Source organism: Colwellia sp., assembly GCF_013214175.1.
In the GTDB taxonomy this organism is placed as follows: Bacteria; Pseudomonadota; Gammaproteobacteria; order Enterobacterales; family Alteromonadaceae; genus Colwellia.
The window spans coordinates 1,210,856-1,227,913 of the sequence record NZ_JABSPA010000002.1; the positions used below are offsets into that span (position 1 = coordinate 1,210,856).

General features: G+C 38.8%; 13 protein-coding genes. 11 read left to right on the plus strand and 2 right to left on the minus strand.

Translation table 11 applies throughout. The annotated features are described in order from the left end of the window. The first annotated feature begins 904 nt into the window (after nt 1-904). Nucleotides 905-1,525 (plus strand): hypothetical protein, encoded by a 621-nt coding sequence (locus HRT55_RS08145; protein WP_291620280.1) that lies wholly within the window; start codon nt 905-907, stop codon nt 1,523-1,525. A 336-nt stretch (nt 1,526-1,861) separates the two neighbouring features. Here the strand turns inward: HRT55_RS08145 and HRT55_RS08150 are convergent, their stop codons facing one another. Together HRT55_RS08150 and HRT55_RS08155 are read right to left on the minus strand one after the other, a co-directional pair. Next, entirely contained in the window at nt 1,862-3,148 is a 1,287-nt protein-coding gene (locus tag HRT55_RS08150; RefSeq protein WP_291620282.1) for a CNNM domain-containing protein, read from the minus strand. A gap of 113 nt (nt 3,149-3,261) precedes the next feature. Continuing rightward, nucleotides 3,262-4,059, minus strand: a complete 798-nt coding sequence (locus HRT55_RS08155; protein WP_291620285.1) for an inner membrane protein YpjD — start codon at nt 4,057-4,059, stop codon at nt 3,262-3,264. Between the two features lie 303 nt (nt 4,060-4,362). Here HRT55_RS08155 and ffh point away from each other — a divergent pair, with 303 nt between their 5' ends. The 10 genes from ffh (at nt 4,363) to rplS (ending at nt 17,034) form a co-directional block, all read left to right on the plus strand. Next, nucleotides 4,363-5,751 (plus strand): signal recognition particle protein, encoded by a 1,389-nt coding sequence (gene ffh, locus HRT55_RS08160; RefSeq protein WP_291620287.1) that lies wholly within the window; start codon nt 4,363-4,365, stop codon nt 5,749-5,751. A 540-nt stretch (nt 5,752-6,291) separates the two neighbouring features. Then, nucleotides 6,292-8,082, plus strand: coding sequence for a DUF4856 domain-containing protein (locus tag HRT55_RS08165; protein WP_291620289.1), 1,791 nt, complete (start codon nt 6,292-6,294; stop codon nt 8,080-8,082). Between the two features lie 187 nt (nt 8,083-8,269). Continuing rightward, nucleotides 8,270-9,562 (plus strand): imelysin family protein, encoded by a 1,293-nt coding sequence (locus HRT55_RS08170; RefSeq protein ID WP_291620291.1) that lies wholly within the window; start codon nt 8,270-8,272, stop codon nt 9,560-9,562. Continuing rightward, complete coding sequence (locus HRT55_RS08175; RefSeq protein ID WP_291620293.1) at nt 9,562-11,919, plus strand: TonB-dependent receptor; 2,358 nt, start codon at nt 9,562-9,564, stop codon at nt 11,917-11,919. Before HRT55_RS08170 ends, HRT55_RS08175 begins: the two co-directional genes overlap by 1 nt. Nucleotides 11,920-12,019: 100 nt before the next feature. Then, nucleotides 12,020-12,970 (plus strand): sterol desaturase family protein, encoded by a 951-nt coding sequence (locus HRT55_RS08180; protein WP_291620295.1) that lies wholly within the window; start codon nt 12,020-12,022, stop codon nt 12,968-12,970. 229 nt (nt 12,971-13,199) lie between these two features. Beyond that, complete coding sequence (locus tag HRT55_RS08185) at nt 13,200-14,825, plus strand: EAL domain-containing protein (RefSeq protein ID WP_291620297.1); 1,626 nt, start codon at nt 13,200-13,202, stop codon at nt 14,823-14,825. Nucleotides 14,826-15,028: 203 nt separating this feature from the next. Further along, a complete protein-coding gene (gene rpsP / locus HRT55_RS08190; RefSeq protein ID WP_011044805.1) occupies nt 15,029-15,274 on the plus strand; it encodes a 30S ribosomal protein S16 in 246 nt (81 codons plus the stop codon). Nucleotides 15,275-15,301: 27 nt separating this feature from the next. Continuing rightward, a complete protein-coding gene (rimM, locus tag HRT55_RS08195; RefSeq protein WP_291620300.1) occupies nt 15,302-15,829 on the plus strand; it encodes a ribosome maturation factor RimM in 528 nt (175 codons plus the stop codon). Nucleotides 15,830-15,868: 39 nt separating this feature from the next. Further along, nucleotides 15,869-16,654 (plus strand): tRNA (guanosine(37)-N1)-methyltransferase TrmD, encoded by a 786-nt coding sequence (trmD, locus tag HRT55_RS08200; RefSeq protein WP_291620467.1) that lies wholly within the window; start codon nt 15,869-15,871, stop codon nt 16,652-16,654. A gap of 26 nt (nt 16,655-16,680) precedes the next feature. Then, nucleotides 16,681-17,034 carry a 50S ribosomal protein L19 gene (gene rplS, locus HRT55_RS08205; RefSeq protein ID WP_291615865.1) on the plus strand — a complete coding sequence of 118 codons (354 nt, stop codon included), beginning with the start codon at nt 16,681-16,683 and terminating at the stop codon, nt 17,032-17,034. Nucleotides 17,035-17,058 lie beyond the last annotated feature (24 nt).

Sequence of the window (17,058 nt, forward strand, 5' to 3'; positions counted from 1 at the left end):
CTTACAAGTGATAGTGGAATAATAAGGCTGTTACGCTTACATGGTCTGTTATTAAACCTTATACCCATTCCGTTAAATTATTACCCACTTTTGCGGGGTAAAATACGCCAACGCGGCGTTGCTCTCAATCAAGCACCTAACTAAAACTAAAAGGCGCGGTAAAAGCATGAGACATCACTAATAAGAGGCGGAATAACATAGCTGTTATTCGGTACATTTTCAGTTATTGAATTCTAGACAAAAAAAAGCGCCTAACTAAAACTAGAAGGCGCGTAAAACATGAAACACTAAGGGAATAACATAACTGTTTAGTAAGAGTGCCACTTTTATGTTTAGTTCACATTATTTCTAATTAAACATTAAAACTCACGATTTAATTTAGGGAAACCCGTAAAGCATGAGACATCACTAATAAGAGGCGGAATAACATCATGGTTATTCTATTCGCTGAATCGCAGACAAAAAAAGTGCCTAACTAAAACTATAAGGCGCGGTAAAAGCATGAGGCGTCACTAATGAGGTCGGAATAACATAGTTGTTATTCTACTTGCTGAATGTCAGGTAAAAAAAGCGCTCAACAGTCTTTTAAAGGAACGAGAGAGCGTGTAAAAGCATGAAACGGTACTAATGATGGCGGAATAACAGTGTTGTTATAGTTATCTCTAAATCCTAGGCAAAAAAAAGCGCTTAACTATAAAAGTAAGCGCGTAAAACATGAAACACTAAGGGAATAACATAACTGTTTAGTAAGAGTACCGCTTTAAGGTTTAGTTCAAATTATTTTTATTTATTATTAAATAATTTTATCGGTTAACTTAAAGATGATAAATTTACTCGCAATAACTGCCATTGGTTAAGTGTTTCTGGCATTATCAAGGTAGATTTAAATAACTGTTATTTGTATATGCCTTCATGTAAAAAGACCTTAATAACTGCTGCAAGTGTTTTATTGCTGGTAAGTTGTGCAACACCACCTCCTAAAAACCCTGAAAATATTTGTGAAATATTTCGCGAACACCGTGATTGGTACTTTGCCGCTAAAGATGTTCGTGAGCGCTGGGGTGTGCCTATACATGTGCCTATGAGTATGATGTATCAAGAAAGCTCTTTTCGTCATAATGCCATCCCACCAAGAGATTACCTCTTTGGTTTTATTCCTTGGGGTAGGGTGAGCAGCGCATATGGCTATGCTCAAGCTAAAACCATGACTTGGAAAGACTACGTGCGGGAAACAGGCAATTCAGGTGCTGATCGCGATGACTTTGATGATGCCATTGATTTTATGGGCTGGTTTATCTTTAAAACCCAAAAAGTGAATGGTGTCTCCAAATGGGACGCATATAACCAATACCTAAATTACCACGAAGGCTGGGGTGGCTTTAAGCAGAAAAGCTATAAGAAAAAGCCTTGGTTAGTTAAGGTGTCGCGTAAAGTGGATAACCGAGCTAGGCGTTATAGTAGTCAATTAAAGAGCTGTGAAAAAGATCTCGATCATGGTTGGTTATGGCGATTATTCTTTGGCTAAAGTAAATCATTGCATATTAGTTATGCAGGCTAATTTTTACCAGCTTAGATCTAGTAATGATCATAAACACAGTGCCATAAAGATTGTCATTTTCTTCTTTTTACAACGAAAAAGCGCTAAGGCTAGCTGTGATAATAGCTTCAGCAATAGCTAGCGTTTTAAGAAGAAAAATAGAAAATAAAGACTGTTTTTTTGTTAAATAGTTGTTGATATAACAAAGTGCTGCTACTGATAGGGTTGGCTATTGTTATCCACAGAAATTGTGGAAAGCTGAATGAGGTTATTCGAAAGCCCTATTCTGTGGATAACTTTGTGGTTAACTTTGTTACTGTTTAATTATTCGTCTTCGGGGTTATCATCAATAAAATGCTCAGGCATTACCCGTACTGTTTTTATCATATTGCCTGCCACATCAATGATTTCTACAGGGTAGCCTGAAATTCGCAAACTAATATTACTCTGTGGAATCTCTTCTAAGTATTCGATAATCAAGCCATTAAGAGTTTTAGGTCCATCTGTGGGCAATTGCCATGACATCTCTTTATTAATATCACGAATACTGGCACTAGCATCGACTAAATAGCTGCCATCTGGCTGCAAGGTAACTTCATCACTGGTGGGTGGCGTCATGGTGGTGGTGAAATCACCAACAATTTCTTCAAGAATATCTTCCAAAGTAACTAAGCCCTGGATATCACCGTATTCATCAACCACTAAGCCCAAGCGTTCTTTAGCATGCTGAAACTTTAATAGCTGAATATTTAATGGTGTGCCTTCAGGAATAAAATATAATTCACGAACCGCTCTAAGTAATGTCGCCTTAGTAAATTGGTTTTTGGATAGAAGCTTTAATGCGTCTCTGGCATGTATATAACCGACAACATCATCTATGCTATCGCGATAAAGCAGCACTCGAGTATGGTTTGATTGAGTAAGTTGCTTCTGTATTTTTTTCCAATCATCGTTAACATCTATACCTACTAATTCATTGCGGGGAATCATGATGTCTTCAACCGAGACCTTTTCTAAATCTAAAATGCTTACTAGCATAGCTTGGTCGCGCTGATGCAATAGCGCACCTGATTCGTTTACTACCGTTCTTAATTCCTCACTACTAAGACTATGTTGCTCTCTTTGTTCAGCATTAATACCTAAAAGCATCAAGAAACTATTGGTTATCCAGTTGACCACGACCACTAGAGGGAAGAGTAGTTTAAGTAATAAGCTTAAAATTATTGAGCTCGGGAAGGCCACTTTTTCCGGGTACAGCGCTGCGAGAGTCTTAGGGGTGACTTCAGCAAAAATTAGGATGACTAAGGTTAATACTACGGTGGCAATCAAAATTCCCATGTCACCAAATAAGCGTAAACCTATTACCGTGGCAATAGCCGAGGCTGCGATATTAACCAGGTTATTACCAATAAGAATTAAACCAATAAGGCGGTCAGGGCGAGCAAGTAATTTACTGACTCGCTTAGCACCTTTGTGCTTTTGTTTTTCGAGGTGACGTAATCGATATCTATTCAATGACATCATGCCGGTTTCAGAGCCTGAAAAATAGGCAGATAAAACGATTAAGATGCCAAGAATGGTAAAGAGCATCTGGGTGGATATACTGTCCAAAAAGGGAATTTCCTTTAGCTAAAGTAAAAGTTAAAAATTAAAATAATGATGTAACACTGCTAGCTTATACCAGCAGTGTCATTGCGACAAGGGCAGGGAGAAATAGTGGTTATTTATAAAATGAATTCTTTAACCAAGCGGCTACCAAAGTAAGCTAATGTCAGTAAGCCACTGGCACTGATCATTAATACCAAGACTCGGTGACCACGCCAACCTTTTTCAAAGTGTCCCCAAAGAATAAGGCAATAAATAGCAAAAGCTAGCAGTGATAGTACAGTTTTATGAGCATTTTCTTTCGCCAGAAAGTTATCAAGGAAAGCAAAGCCAATAACTTCACTAACAAATAGAATGGCTGTACCTACGGTTAAGATACTAAAAAGTTGCTTCTCTACTTGCATAAGTGGTGGTAAATGAGCGACAGCGGTCAAGTTTTTATTTTTTAGTTTTAAGTTGATATAAGTGACTTGGAAGGCAAATAAGGTCGCAATAATGAGAATGCAATAAGCAATTAAGGCAAAACTGATATGGCTCAATAAAATGACTTTCTCTACCACCAAGGGAATGGAGTCAATGGGCGGAAGAAAGATGATGACTAATTGCCATAAGCCGGTAAAACCATAGACCACGGGTAGCAATAAATTGACTTTAAAGCGCAGCGCCACCAGAGTAATCACCATTGTGATAACTAAGCTGACTAAGGAAATCACATTGGGTAAGTTAAAGTTGATACTGTTTTGGGAGAAGAATAATAAGGCATCATTAAAGCCATGTACCGTGATAGCAGCAGTAGCTAAACTTAATACTAAAGTGATATTCGGTCCTTTAGGATGAAATAATCGTGTAACGATTGCTAACGTAGCAAGTATATAAAGCACAAAAGCTAAACTTGAACCTATAACCAAAAAATCCACTAATTAACCCCTAAAACAACGGAACATATCCATTAAAAAATTGATTCTATCAGATAAAATCTCCTGCGCCATGTGATTCGTGCAAAGTATTGACTTAAATTAAAGAAAACCAAAGGTTATTTTATTCACAAGCTACTCAGTACTTTAATTGAGAATAGCGAATGAATCTTGTGCACTAAAGTATTTATAATTCACTTTTATCAGCACTAAATGACATGCGGGACTATCTGCTGTCGCATCTTAGGGATATTTGGGTATAATAGCAGCATTAACCTCACCTATATTTCGCTGTTAGAGTATTTCATGTTTGACAATCTTTCCGATCGCTTAAGTAAAACGCTTAAAAACATTAGTGGCCGTGGCCGTTTAACCGAAGACAATATTAAAGATACCCTACGTGAAGTACGTATGGCATTACTTGAAGCCGATGTCGCTTTGCCCGTTATTCGTGAATTTATTGCTAAAGTAAAAGAGCAAGCGGTTGGTACCGATGTTTCTAAAAGTCTCTCCCCAGGTCAAGTTTTTGTCAAAATTGTACAGAAAGAACTTGAATCAGCCATGGGTGAAGTCAACGAAGGCCTTGATTTAAAAGCGGCGCCACCAGCTATCGTATTAATGGCTGGTTTACAAGGTGCGGGTAAAACCACTTCTGTTGCTAAGTTGGCAAAGTTTTTAACCGAACGTGAAAAGAAAAAAGTATTAGTTGTCAGTGTCGATGTCTATCGTCCAGCAGCGATAAAACAGCTGGAAACCTTAGCCGATGAAATTAATGTTGGTTTTTTCCCAAGTGATATCTCGCAAAAACCCATTGATATCGCTACTGCCGCTATTGATCATGCGAAGAAAAACTTCTTCGATGTCTTAATTGTTGATACTGCCGGCCGTTTACATATCGATACAGCCATGATGGCCGAGATTCAGCAACTTCATGCCGCTATCAACCCAGTAGAAACTCTTTTCACTGTTGATGCCATGACTGGTCAAGATGCAGCGAATACTGCAAAGGCCTTCAATGATGCCTTACCATTAACCGGTATTATCTTAACCAAGACCGATGGTGATGCTCGCGGTGGTGCAGCGCTCTCTATTCGTCATATTACCGGTAAGCCAATCAAGTTTATGGGTGTCGGTGAAAAAATTGAAGCGCTAGAGCCATTCCATCCAGATCGTATTGCCTCACGTATCTTGGGTATGGGTGACGTACTTTCGCTTGTTGAAGAGATAGAGCAAAAAGTTGATAGAAAACAAGCTGAGAAATTAGCTAAAAAAGTTAAAAGTGGTAAAGGTTTTAGTTTAGAAGACTTTCGTGACCAGCTTGTGCAAATGAAAAGCATGGGCGGCATGATGGGCATGATGGATAAACTGCCGGGTATGGGCAATATGTCTGATAAAATCAAAGATCAGATGGATGATAAAATCACCGTGCGTATGGAAGCCATTATTAATTCAATGACTCCGGGCGAACGTGAACGTCCTGATATTATCAAAGGTTCTCGCAAGCGTCGTATTGCTGCCGGCTCTGGTACTCAGATCCAAGATGTTAATAAAATGCTCAAGCAATTTGCTCAAATGCAAAAAATGATGAAGAAAATGTCAGGTAAAGGCGGCATGAAGAAAATGATGCGCAGCATGCAAGGCATGATGCCACCAGGTGGTGGAATGGGCGGTGGCGGCGGTATGTTTGGCCGTTAATCCTCACTTTGCTAATAGTAAGCTAAATACTTATCTATTCTAATAAAGGTCGCATTCGCGGCCTTTTTTATTTTCAGCAATAAAAAAATGTAAAATATAACAGATAAGAAAGCAGTAAATTTAAGTTACATCAAATGCTGTTAGCCAATGCAGTTATAAGTAAACTACAATGATCATCATGCCAAGTATGATGCACTATGAAGACAGTACGCTATCGGCGATATGAACGGCCGTTAATCCTCACTTTCCTAATATTAAGCTTAATACTTATCTATTCTAATAAGGTCACATTCGCGGCCTTTTCTATTTTATCTCGATTAAGTTTATCGCTTCACTTGCCTATATTGGTAATTTGTTGCTATAAATCAATAAAGGTAACATTAACTTACATCTTTATGAGATTTATTCGCATTTGTGTTTAACTTTGTGTATTATGCGGGCAATTAAAATAATACAAAATAGCTCTAGTCTACATGTTATCACTCAGTATTTAACATTGAGCTAACATTTTTGGCACTAATGAGCTCAATTGGAGTAGTAATGAAATTTCAAAGAAAAGCACTCGCTATAGCCGTAATGGTAGCAACCTCAACGTTAAGCGCTTGTTCAAGTGACGATGTCAAAGAAATAATTAACGACAAAATAACTAAAATAGAATTATCAAGTAACTCAGTTGATGAAAATTCAAAAGGTGCTGAAGTTGGCTCTATCTCTACAGATATTTTAGATTCAATAAAATCATTTACTTATTCAACAGACAATGAAAATTTTGTTATTTCGGGTAATACATTAAGCCTAGCCGCTGAATACTCATTTGATTATGAAAAAGAACAAACAGTAGATGTTAATATTACAGCTACTGATAGTAGCGGTACTGCTGTTACAAAGGTACTAAGCATCGAAGTAAATGATTTACTTGATTACTACGGTTTTATGAGCAAAGTTGGTGATGTCAACAACTCAAGTGTTTCTTACGGTGGTCAATCTGCACGTCATGCATTAATTGCCGAGCTGAAACATTACATTGGTAAAGGCGGTTTACAAGCTGATTTAGCTAATGGCGATTTAACCACTGAGCAGCAAGTTATTGATAAGTTAAATAGCTACTATGATGCCACTGAAGAATCGTGGGATGGATTTGAAATTACTTTCACTACAGCGAAACAAAAGTTATTTAAAGAATTATCAAGTAGCTATAAAAGCTTAAAATCTAAAGTTGCTGGTAATGATTCTGGTGGTCAACACAAGTTATGGAATGGTGAACAAAATGCAGACGGTCACTACAATGGTGTAAACATCGCCTTTGCTGGTTGGTCTGAATGGGAAACTGTTGCTCCTCTTGTCCCTGCTGAGGATGTTCTTCCACAGAAAACACCTCATGGTCTTGTTCAACAATATTTCAAACAAATTGCTGATATTGCCATTGGTACTTTGGGTGATAAACGTTATGTACCAGGTGCAGAGCAAGTTGTAGATAATGAAATACCTGTTTACGTTACTGATAATGGTTTAGATTTAAATCAATTAATTCAAAAGTTTTTATTGATGTCAGTGGCTTACTCACAAGCTACTGATGATTACTTGGATGAAGCTAAAGGTTTAGCGGCAGATAACATAGCTCAAGATAAAGGCACTAAAGATTACACCTCATTAGAACATCAATTTGATGAAGGTTTTGGTTATTTTGGTGCAGCAAGAGACTACTTGTCATATAGCGACGATGAGATCGCGAGTAAAGGTGGTCGTGATGAATGGCAGGGTCAACATGATACTGATGGTAAAGATGGTATCGACTTAACGAGTGAGTTTAACTTTGGTAACTCAGTTAATGCCGCTAAACGTGACCGTAAAGCTGTTGTGTCTACTGATTACACTAAGCAAGCCATGGATGCTTTCTTAAACGGTCGTAAACTTATTAATGATAATGCTGGTATGGCATTAACTGAAGCGCAAATGACTGAGTTAGAAGGCTACCGTGATGTTGCCGTTGATGCATGGGAACGTGGCGTAGTTGCTACAGTTATCCACTATATCAATGATCTAGATGCAGATTTGGCAAAAGTTGATACTGCAGAGTTTGATTATGCAACAACAGCTAAACACTTCTCTGAGCTAAAAGGTTTTGCTTTAGGTTTACAATTTAACCCATACTCACCAATTGCTGGTACTGACGAAGCTAAATTTGCTAAGTTTTTAGAGCTTCATACGCTATTAAAAGATGCGCCAGTTTTAACTGGGGATGTTACTGGTTATCGTGAAGATTTAGCATTAGCTAGTGAGTTGTTACGTATAGCGTACAACTTTAATGCTGAAAACGTTGCTGCTTGGTAAGCGTTTATTGCTAGTCTAGGGCATTAAAACTCTAGGTTAGACAATTAAAATTTTTAAACAAAGCTTGAACAGGGATGTTGTTCGAGCTTTGTTGCGTTTAAATACTTAGTAACTTGCATCATTGTGCAAGGGGAAATTGTTGTTAAGGTTTAAGCAAGATATAGGTCAAGTTAAGGTAAATAAATTCATGAAGTATCCCAAAGAACTCTCTTTAGCTCTTTCATTCAATAAGAAGCTTATTTCCGTGGCACTTGCCTCAGTATTTTTGGTAAGCGCTTGTGGTGAAGACTCATCCAGCAGCAGTGGTGAGGGCTTTAATAACAGCCAAAACACTAATACCGATTTTGACCAAGGCAAGTTAATTGTCAGTATCGTTGATAAGGTTATTACGCCCACTTATCAACAATTTTCTTCGGTAGCTTCTTCTCAACAACAAGCAATCAGTAATTACTGTGTGCAAGAGTCAGCACTTGCCTTGGGTACTGGTAGTGAAACACTAGTAAATGATGCCAAAGTATTGGCAAAAGAAAGCTGGCGTAATGCTATGAACTCATGGCAACAGGCGGATATGATGCAATTGTCCCCTTTGCTAATTGGTGATGGAGCTTTACGAAATAATATCTATTCATGGCCTACACAAAATACTTGTGGTGTTGACCTTGATGTAACTTACTTTAAAGCCGGCAGTGTTAATGGCCAACCTTACAATATCGCTACGCGAACAGCCTCACGTAAAAGTATGGTCGCCTTAGAGTACTTACTTTTCAATGATAACCTTGCTCACTCTTGTACTGGTTCAACAAAACCGGACAGCTGGGATAATCAAACAGAACAATACCGTAAAGTTGTCCGCTGTGAATTTTCTAGTGAAGTGGCCAGTGATATTGTAAATAACGCTGATGAGCTATTAACTGCTTGGTTAGGCAGTGATGGTAATGGTGGTTACGCCGCTAAACTTAAAAGCGCAGGCACTGTCGGCAGTGATTTTGCCACGCAACATGAAGCAGTAAACAAATTAAGTGATGCCATTTTTTACCTCGATAAATACACCAAAGATGGCAAGTTAGCGAAACCGCTAGGATTGTTTGCCAATGAATGTGGTGCACAAGCTTGTCCCGAGGCCGTTGAGTCAAAATATGCTAACCACTCGATTAAAAATATCACTAATAACTTACAAGCGCTGAAAATGTTTATGCAAGGCAGTTTAACTGCCGATGAAGTAGATGCCTTGGGTTTTAGTCATTACTTAATTGATGTTGGTGATGAAGTTACCGCTAACATCATTAATGAGCATGTAGAACTGGCTCTAGCGGATACTAAAAATTATCAAGAATCACTTGCGACAACATTAGCAACAGACTCTGATAAAGCCTTGGCAACCCATGGCGAGGTAAAAAACATTACCGATAAACTAAAAAGTGACTTTATTACCAGCCTAGCTTTAGAGCTGCCAAAAACTTCTGCTGGAGATAATGATTAATGATGGCTAATTCGACAAAAAAATTCACCCTGTCAACGACAGCACTTGCGCTGTCAATTGCACTATCTACCAGCTTAATACCGCTATCAAAAGCAATAGCGGCGGATGAAACCAATAACAAAGCTTCAGGCAATAATGCTCAAACAACTACGGCGGCAAGTACCGCAAGTAATATTAATGAAATTGCTGATGGTATCAGCAATAAAGTTGATTTTATTGAGCGTATTCAAATTATTGGCCGCGGGGATAAACTAAGAACTGAAGGTGGTTCAGCCACTTTAATTGGTGAAGCTGAGTTAGAAAAATTCAAGTTTGATGATATTAACCGTGTGCTTTATAACGTGCCCGGTGTCAATATTCGTGAAGAAGATGGTTATGGTTTAAGACCTAATATCGGCTTTCGTGGCGCTACCCCAGAGCGTAGTAAAAAGATTACTGTAATGGAAGATGGTATTTTAATCGGCCCCGCACCTTACTCTGCTCCAGCGGCTTATTATTTTCCTATGATGTCTAAAATGACTTCTATAGAAGTATTTAAAGGCCCTGCGGCAATAAAATATGGTCCAAATACCGTTGCTGGCGCATTGAATATGACAACACGTGCTGTGCCTGATGCCCAAGAGGGTATGATAGATTTGTCAGCGGGTAGTGATGGTTATAGCAAAGTACACGGTTATTACGGCACGAGTATTGGTGATCTTGGCGTATTAGTTGAAGCTATAAATATGCAAGCCGATGGCTTTAAAGAGCTGGATGGTGGCGGCTCTACGCTTTATGGCAACGGTGATGGTAATACCGGCTTTGATAAAAATGACATTATGGCGAAGTTTCGTTATGACCTAACTACAGGCAGTGTTGATCATACTTTTGGCTTAAAAGTCTCTTATGCAGACGAAAAGTCCAATGAAACATACCTAGGGTTAACCGACGACGACTTTTACGCCAGCCCAGATCGTCGCTATGCTGCTAGCGAATTAGATAATATGGATTGGCAGCATGAGCAGTTCCAGTTTACTCACTTTATGCAAACCAATGATTTTGATATTACCACACGTGTTTATCGCAATAATTTTCAGCGTTCGTGGTTTAAAATAAATGGTTTTAAAAAGTTTGATAATCAATATAGTGATTTGCAAGATATCTTAGCCAACCCCGAAGATGATGGTAATGCCGATTTTTATCAAGTATTAACTGGCCAAGCCGATAGTGCTGGAGAACATGAGAAAATTATTGTTGGTGATAATGCCCGTGAATATTATTCACAAGGCATTCAAACCGAGCTTTATTTTGAACAGCAGCTGTTTGGTTTAAATCATAAATTTAATATTGGTGCTCGTTTTCATCAAGATCAAATTGAACGTAATCATACCGAAGATACTTTTGATATGCGTGATGGTCATTTAGTTAGTGATGGCGAAGCGCAAGTTAAAGGTAGCACCAATCGCGAACAAACTGACGCTATCGCGGTATTTTTTAAAGATACCATTAAATACGATGCCCTTGATATAACGTTAGGCCTGCGTGGTGAGTTTATCGATTCGACTTATCAAAATCGTGTTGTTGGAAAAGAAGATGATTGGCAAAAGAAAAGCTCACATATTTGGTTACCTAGCTTGAGTTTGTTTTATACGGTAAATGAAAACCTAGGTTTACTTTTTGGTGTTCATGAAGGCTTTATTCCTACCAGTCCAAAAGAAGGCCCGGAAACTGAAATTGAAAATAGCGTTAATTATGAGTTTGGCGGCCGTTTTTATCAGGGCGATTTACAAGCCGAGGCGATATTTTTCTATAACGATATGAGTAACTTAAAAGAAAGTTGTTCGTTCTCTGCGGCATCATCTTGTAGTGATAATTTAGATAAAGAATATAACGGTGGTGAAGTTGATGTCTACGGCTTGGAGTTCTCTACCAGTTATACTGCTAAACTATCCGAGCAATTAGATGTACCAATGTCAGTTGTTTACACTTACAGTGACTCAGAATTTAAAAATAGCTTTGAATCTGATTTTACAATGTGGGGCACTATCACGGCTGGTGATGGTTTACCTTATTTAGCAGAGCATCAATTAACGCTAAACCTTGGTCTTACTGCGGAGCAATGGGATATTAACTTTATTGCCCGTTATGTTGGTGAAATGCTTGAAGCTTCGGGTGAAGATGTGACTTTGTCAGGTGAAACAACGGAAGCTTATGTTGTTGTCGATTTATCAGCAAGCTATTATCTTGGCCAGTATGGTAAAGTCTATATCAAAGCCGATAATATCCTTGATAGCCAAGAAATTGTCAGCCGTAGACCTTATGGCGCAAGACCAAGTAAACCACAACAGATGTTTGTCGGTTATCAATATAGTTTCTAAATTCTAGTCACTTTTGAGCTATATCAAAACAATAACCGTTGTTTTGATATAGGCTAGCGCCTTATATTTATTCTAATTTTAAAGCTTATAAGGCGGTTTTGTGCTGGATTTTTTATCAATTAACATATCGGAACTCAGCCAATATTTTTTTGATGCAAATAAACGTATTTACATTGTTTATCTACTCTCTGCACTAGCGTTGGCTGTTCCTGTTTATTGGCTGAAATTTTCAGGTTTTTCCCTGTTGCCATTCTTACGCTTTGTTTTTCCAAAGTCTGTTTATACACATAAATCTGCTCGGCATGATTATGTCCTGCTAGTGGTAAATAAACTGATCAAATCAGCATTATTTCCGCTGGTAGTCATTACCATGGCGCCTATTGCTATTGGCGTTTCATCAGCAATAGAATACCTATTTGGTTACCTAGAGCCCATAGCTTTATCTACTACCGTTATTATTGCCATTTTTACCGTATTACTTTTTTTATTTGATGATTTTACCCGCTTTTTATTACATTATATTTTGCATAAAGTCCCGGTGTTGTGGGAGTTTCACAAGGTTCATCACTCCGCTTTAGTGCTTACACCCTTTACCATTTATCGCAGTCATCCAATTGAGAGCTTACTGTACGCCTTTAGAATGACGTTAACCCAAGGTTTGGTTGTCGGGCTCTGTTATTACTTCTTTGGTCCAACATTGAAGATGTACGATATCTTAGGGGCAAACGCTTTGGTGTTTATGTTTAATTTTTGTGGCTCAAATTTACGCCATAGTCATATTTGGTTAAGTTGGGGTGATAAGGTAGAGAATTACTTGATAAGCCCAGCCCAACATCAAATACACCACAGTGATAACCCTAAGCACTTTGATCGTAACTTCGGCTCAGCGCTTGCGCTATGGGATAGGTTATTTTTCTGTCACATTAAAGCCTCACAAGTGGGAAAAATCACTTACGGCATCAGTGTTAATCACCAAGGGCATAATAGTTTGCTGCAAATATATTTTGAACCCTTCAAAAAGGCTGCTCAAAGTCTTCTGCCTAAGCGGTAGCAGAGAAAATAGTTCTTTATAACTTGTTGTTAACTATTTTCTTATAGGCTAGCTATACTCTTTAGCAGTCACTTAATTTCTCCGTTTTTATAGCACAAAGCGCTTCGTCAATTAACGTGATCTGTTGACAGTAAGCTCACTGTTTAGTTATGTCATGAAACTCTGTAAGTAAATCATGCAAGTAAACCGTGGGCTTTAGTTATAGACTCTAATTGAGGTATTCGGCTATATGGCTAAAAGCAAAGCCAGTAAAAATGTTACTCGAGAACATACAGCAAAGGCTGAAAGTGTCGGCTTTTTCAAACGTTTTGCTTTTGTTTTCGAAAGCATATTTATTATCCTCCTTACTGCCGTATCACTCTGGCTAACGCGTTTAGTCGATGTACCTGAATTTGTCATGCAAATGTCTAGTAAACAGCAAGATTGGCGCTTAGATGAAATCATTACCTTCGCCAGTATTTCTGCCCTTGGTTTATTAATATTATTAATTCGCTACAGCTTATATTTACGTAATAAAATGAAGCGACAATTTGTGGCCGAAGAAGAAATTAAACGCCTAGCTTTTTTTGATAGCTTAACTAACCTGCCGAACCAAGAACTTTGCCTAAATCGTTTACAGCATGCCTTAGCAGGCGCAGCAAGAAGCAATACCACAATAGCGGTGTTATTTATTGGCATTGAAGACTTTAAGTCTATCAATGATAAACAAGGCCACGAGAGTGGTGATAAGTTACTGCAACAAGTCGCCAAGCGCTTATCAAGAGAGTTACGCTCTGGTGACACCTTAGCGAGAATTACTGGTGTCGAGTTTCTAATAATACTTGAATCACTTTCGCCCACAGAAGATATAAATTATTTTGCAGCTAAGTTATTGGTAAAGCTTACTAAATGCTACAGAATTTCGATGCAAGAAATGTATATAACCAGTAATATTGGTATTGCTGTCTATCCTAATGATGGAGAGCACAGTAAAGAATTAATAAAACATGCAGATACTGCGATGTGTTTCGCCAAGGAAAAAGGCCGTAATGGCTTAGCCTTCTTTTCTAAAGAGTTACAACAGCAAGTCAACACCAAGAAAAAAATTGCCGAACAATTACTTGAGGCTATGGAGAAGGATGAATTTACTTTACATTACCAACCAATAGTATCAACAGCCTCTAATGAAATCATCGCTGTTGAAGCCTTATTACGTTGGCATAATGAATTCCTTGGTAATTTGGCGCCGGATGTTTTTATCCCCATTGCCGAAGATATAGGCATGATGGCACAAATAGGTGATTGGGTGCTTAACCAGGCTTGTTTACAGAACAAAACTTGGCAGCAGATGGGATATCCGGGATTAGTGATGTCAATTAATATGTCTGTAATGCAATTAGGTATAAGGGATTGCGCTGCCACCATTTCCCGTTCGCTAGCTGATAGTAACTTAGAGCCCCAATACCTAGAGTTAGAGTTTACTGAAAAAACTCTGATGAAGGATGCCAAACAATCCATCGTGCAACTTAGGCAATTGAGTGATTTAGGTGTTTCTATCGCCCTTGATGACTTTGGTACCGGATACTCTTCAATAAAGTATTTATCTAAATTTAAACTTAACAAATTGAAAATAGACGGTAGTTTTATAAAAAACATCCCTAAAAGTGAAACTGATGTCATGGCTACTCGAGCCATGATTGCTCTAGCTAGGCAATTAAAGCTACACGTAACCGCTGAAGGAGTCGAAACTGCCGAGCAGCGTGAGTTTATGGCGGTGAGTCATGTGAACTCTATGCAGGGCTATCACTTTAGTCATCCTGTTGACGTCAAAGCCTTTGAGCAGCTACTGCAATCCCCGTCCTGGCAGCAAACTTAACCCAGTATTGAGCTGACCAACTATCCTTTTACGCCATGTTTTATTTAAATAGGCAAGAGTAGTAATAAACCGAACTAGTCTATTAGATAAATAAAGCTTGTAAAAAGCCTCTAAAAGCGTAGAATACGCGAGCTTTTCTGTCGTTTATCGGCAGGAAGTGTCTGGAAAATCCGTTTTAACACTTAACATATATAGAGGACGATATGGTTACCATTCGTTTAGCTCGTGGCGGCGCTAAAAAGCGTCCATTCTATCAGGTTGTTGTTGCAGATAGCCGTAACTCTCGCGATGGTCGTTTCATCGAGAAAGTTGGTTTCTTCAACCCAACAGCACAAGGTCAAGCAGAAAAATTACGCTTAGATCTAGACCGTATTACCCATTGGGTAGGTCAAGGTGCGACAGTATCTGATCGTGTGGCTAAGTTAGTTAAAGACGCAACTGCGGCTTAATTGCTTAGTAGGTATTAGGAGAATTTTGTGAGTAAAGAACAACAGATCACCTTAGGTAAAGTAGGCGCTGTTTATGGCATCAAAGGCTGGTTGAAAATTCATTCATTCACGGGTGAAACCGATGCCATACTTGACTATTTCCCTTGGTCATTAAAATTAGGGAATAAGATACAAACAGTAGAAATTACTGATTGGCGCAAGCATAACAAAGGCCTAATTGTGAAAGTGGCGGGTATTGATGACAGAGACGAAGCGCAAGCATTAGTCGGCTCAGAAATACAAACCAGTGAAGCAGCGTTACCAGAATTATCGCAAGATGATTTTTACTGGCGCGATTTAATAGGTATGTCTGTTGTGACTAACAAGGGTTACGACCTGGGTGTAGTTTCAGACATGATGGAAACTGGCGCTAACGATGTACTGGTTGTGAAAGCTAACTTAAATGATGGTTTTAGTAAGAAAGAGCGGTTAATCCCTTATCTTTTTGAACAAGTTATCGAGTCTGTTAGCATTGAAAATAAACAAATCTGTGTTGACTGGGATCCGGGTTTTTAACTTGTGACTAGCACTACCTCTACTAAAGAGAAAAACAAAATGTGGATTGGGGTTATTAGCCTTTTTCCCGAAATGTTTAATGCTATCACGGAGTACGGGGTAACAGGTCGAGCGATTCGTAATGGGTTAATTGAATTTCAGTTATGGAATCCAAGAGACTTTACCCATGATAAACATCGTACCGTTGATGATCGTCCTTATGGCGGTGGTCCGGGTATGTTAATGATGGTGCAACCATTACGTGATGCAATAGCTGAAGCGCGTAAAGCTGCGGATGCTGATGCTGCCATTCATGGTGGTAAAAAGGCTAAAGTTATCTACTTGTCTCCGCAAGGAAGAAAGCTTGATCAACAAGGCGTAAGTGAATTAGCACAACATGATCGACTAGTATTTATTGCTGGGCGATATGAAGGCATAGACGAGCGATTAATCGCGTCAGATATTGACGAAGAATGGTCGATCGGCGATTACATTTTAAGTGGTGGTGAACTCCCTGCGATGAATGTGATTGATGCCGTAGCACGCTTAGTGCCAGGCGTTTTAGGACATAAAGAATCAGCAGAGCAGGACTCCTTCTCTAACGGTTTATTAGATTGTCCTCATTACACTCGGCCAGAAGTAATGACTACTCCTAACGGGGACGAAATGTCAGTACCAAAAGTGTTGCTTAGTGGTAATCATGAACACATACGCTTATGGCGACAAGAGCAATCTTTGCTAAGAACGTGGACTAGAAGACCAGAATTATTAATTAACCTAGCTCTGACAGCTGAGCAGGAAAAAGCACTCGCTTTAATTAAAAAACAAGCGAAGCAAACCACTTAGACTGTGCACACTAGGAAGAAGGTATTATGAGTAAAATTCTTGATATGCTCGAGCAAGAGCAATTAAAAACTGATCTACCAACATTCGCTCCGGGCGATACTGTTGTAGTTCAAGTAAAAGTTACAGAAGGTGAGAAATCACGTCTTCAAGCATTTGAAGGTGTAATTATTGCTGTTAAGAATCGTGGCTTACATTCTGCTTTCACTGTTCGTAAAATTTCGAACGGTGTTGGTGTAGAACGTGTATTCCAGACACATAGCCCAATTGTTGACTCAATTGAAGTGAAACGTCGCGGTGATGTTCGTCAAGCTAAACTTTACTACTTGCGCGAGCTATCTGGCCGTAAAGCACGTATTAAAGAAAAATTGGCTAAGAGATAGAAATATTTCTTATACATTTTTCTG

What these genes read in the sequence shown, in the direction of transcription:
- HRT55_RS08145 (WP_291620280.1), top strand. Translation starts at nt 905, where the DNA reads ATGCCTTCATGTAAAAAGACCTTAATAACTGCTGCAAGTGTTTTATTG.
- ffh (WP_291620287.1), top strand. Translation starts at nt 4,363, where the DNA reads ATGTTTGACAATCTTTCCGATCGCTTAAGTAAAACGCTTAAAAACATT.
- HRT55_RS08165 (WP_291620289.1), top strand. Translation starts at nt 6,292, where the DNA reads ATGAAATTTCAAAGAAAAGCACTCGCTATAGCCGTAATGGTAGCAACC.
- HRT55_RS08170 (WP_291620291.1), top strand. Translation starts at nt 8,270, where the DNA reads ATGAAGTATCCCAAAGAACTCTCTTTAGCTCTTTCATTCAATAAGAAG.
- HRT55_RS08175 (WP_291620293.1), top strand. Translation starts at nt 9,562, where the DNA reads ATGATGGCTAATTCGACAAAAAAATTCACCCTGTCAACGACAGCACTT.
- HRT55_RS08185 (WP_291620297.1), top strand. Translation starts at nt 13,200, where the DNA reads ATGGCTAAAAGCAAAGCCAGTAAAAATGTTACTCGAGAACATACAGCA.
- rpsP (WP_011044805.1), top strand. Translation starts at nt 15,029, where the DNA reads ATGGTTACCATTCGTTTAGCTCGTGGCGGCGCTAAAAAGCGTCCATTC.
- trmD (WP_291620467.1), top strand. Translation starts at nt 15,869, where the DNA reads ATGTGGATTGGGGTTATTAGCCTTTTTCCCGAAATGTTTAATGCTATC.
- rplS (WP_291615865.1), top strand. Translation starts at nt 16,681, where the DNA reads ATGAGTAAAATTCTTGATATGCTCGAGCAAGAGCAATTAAAAACTGAT.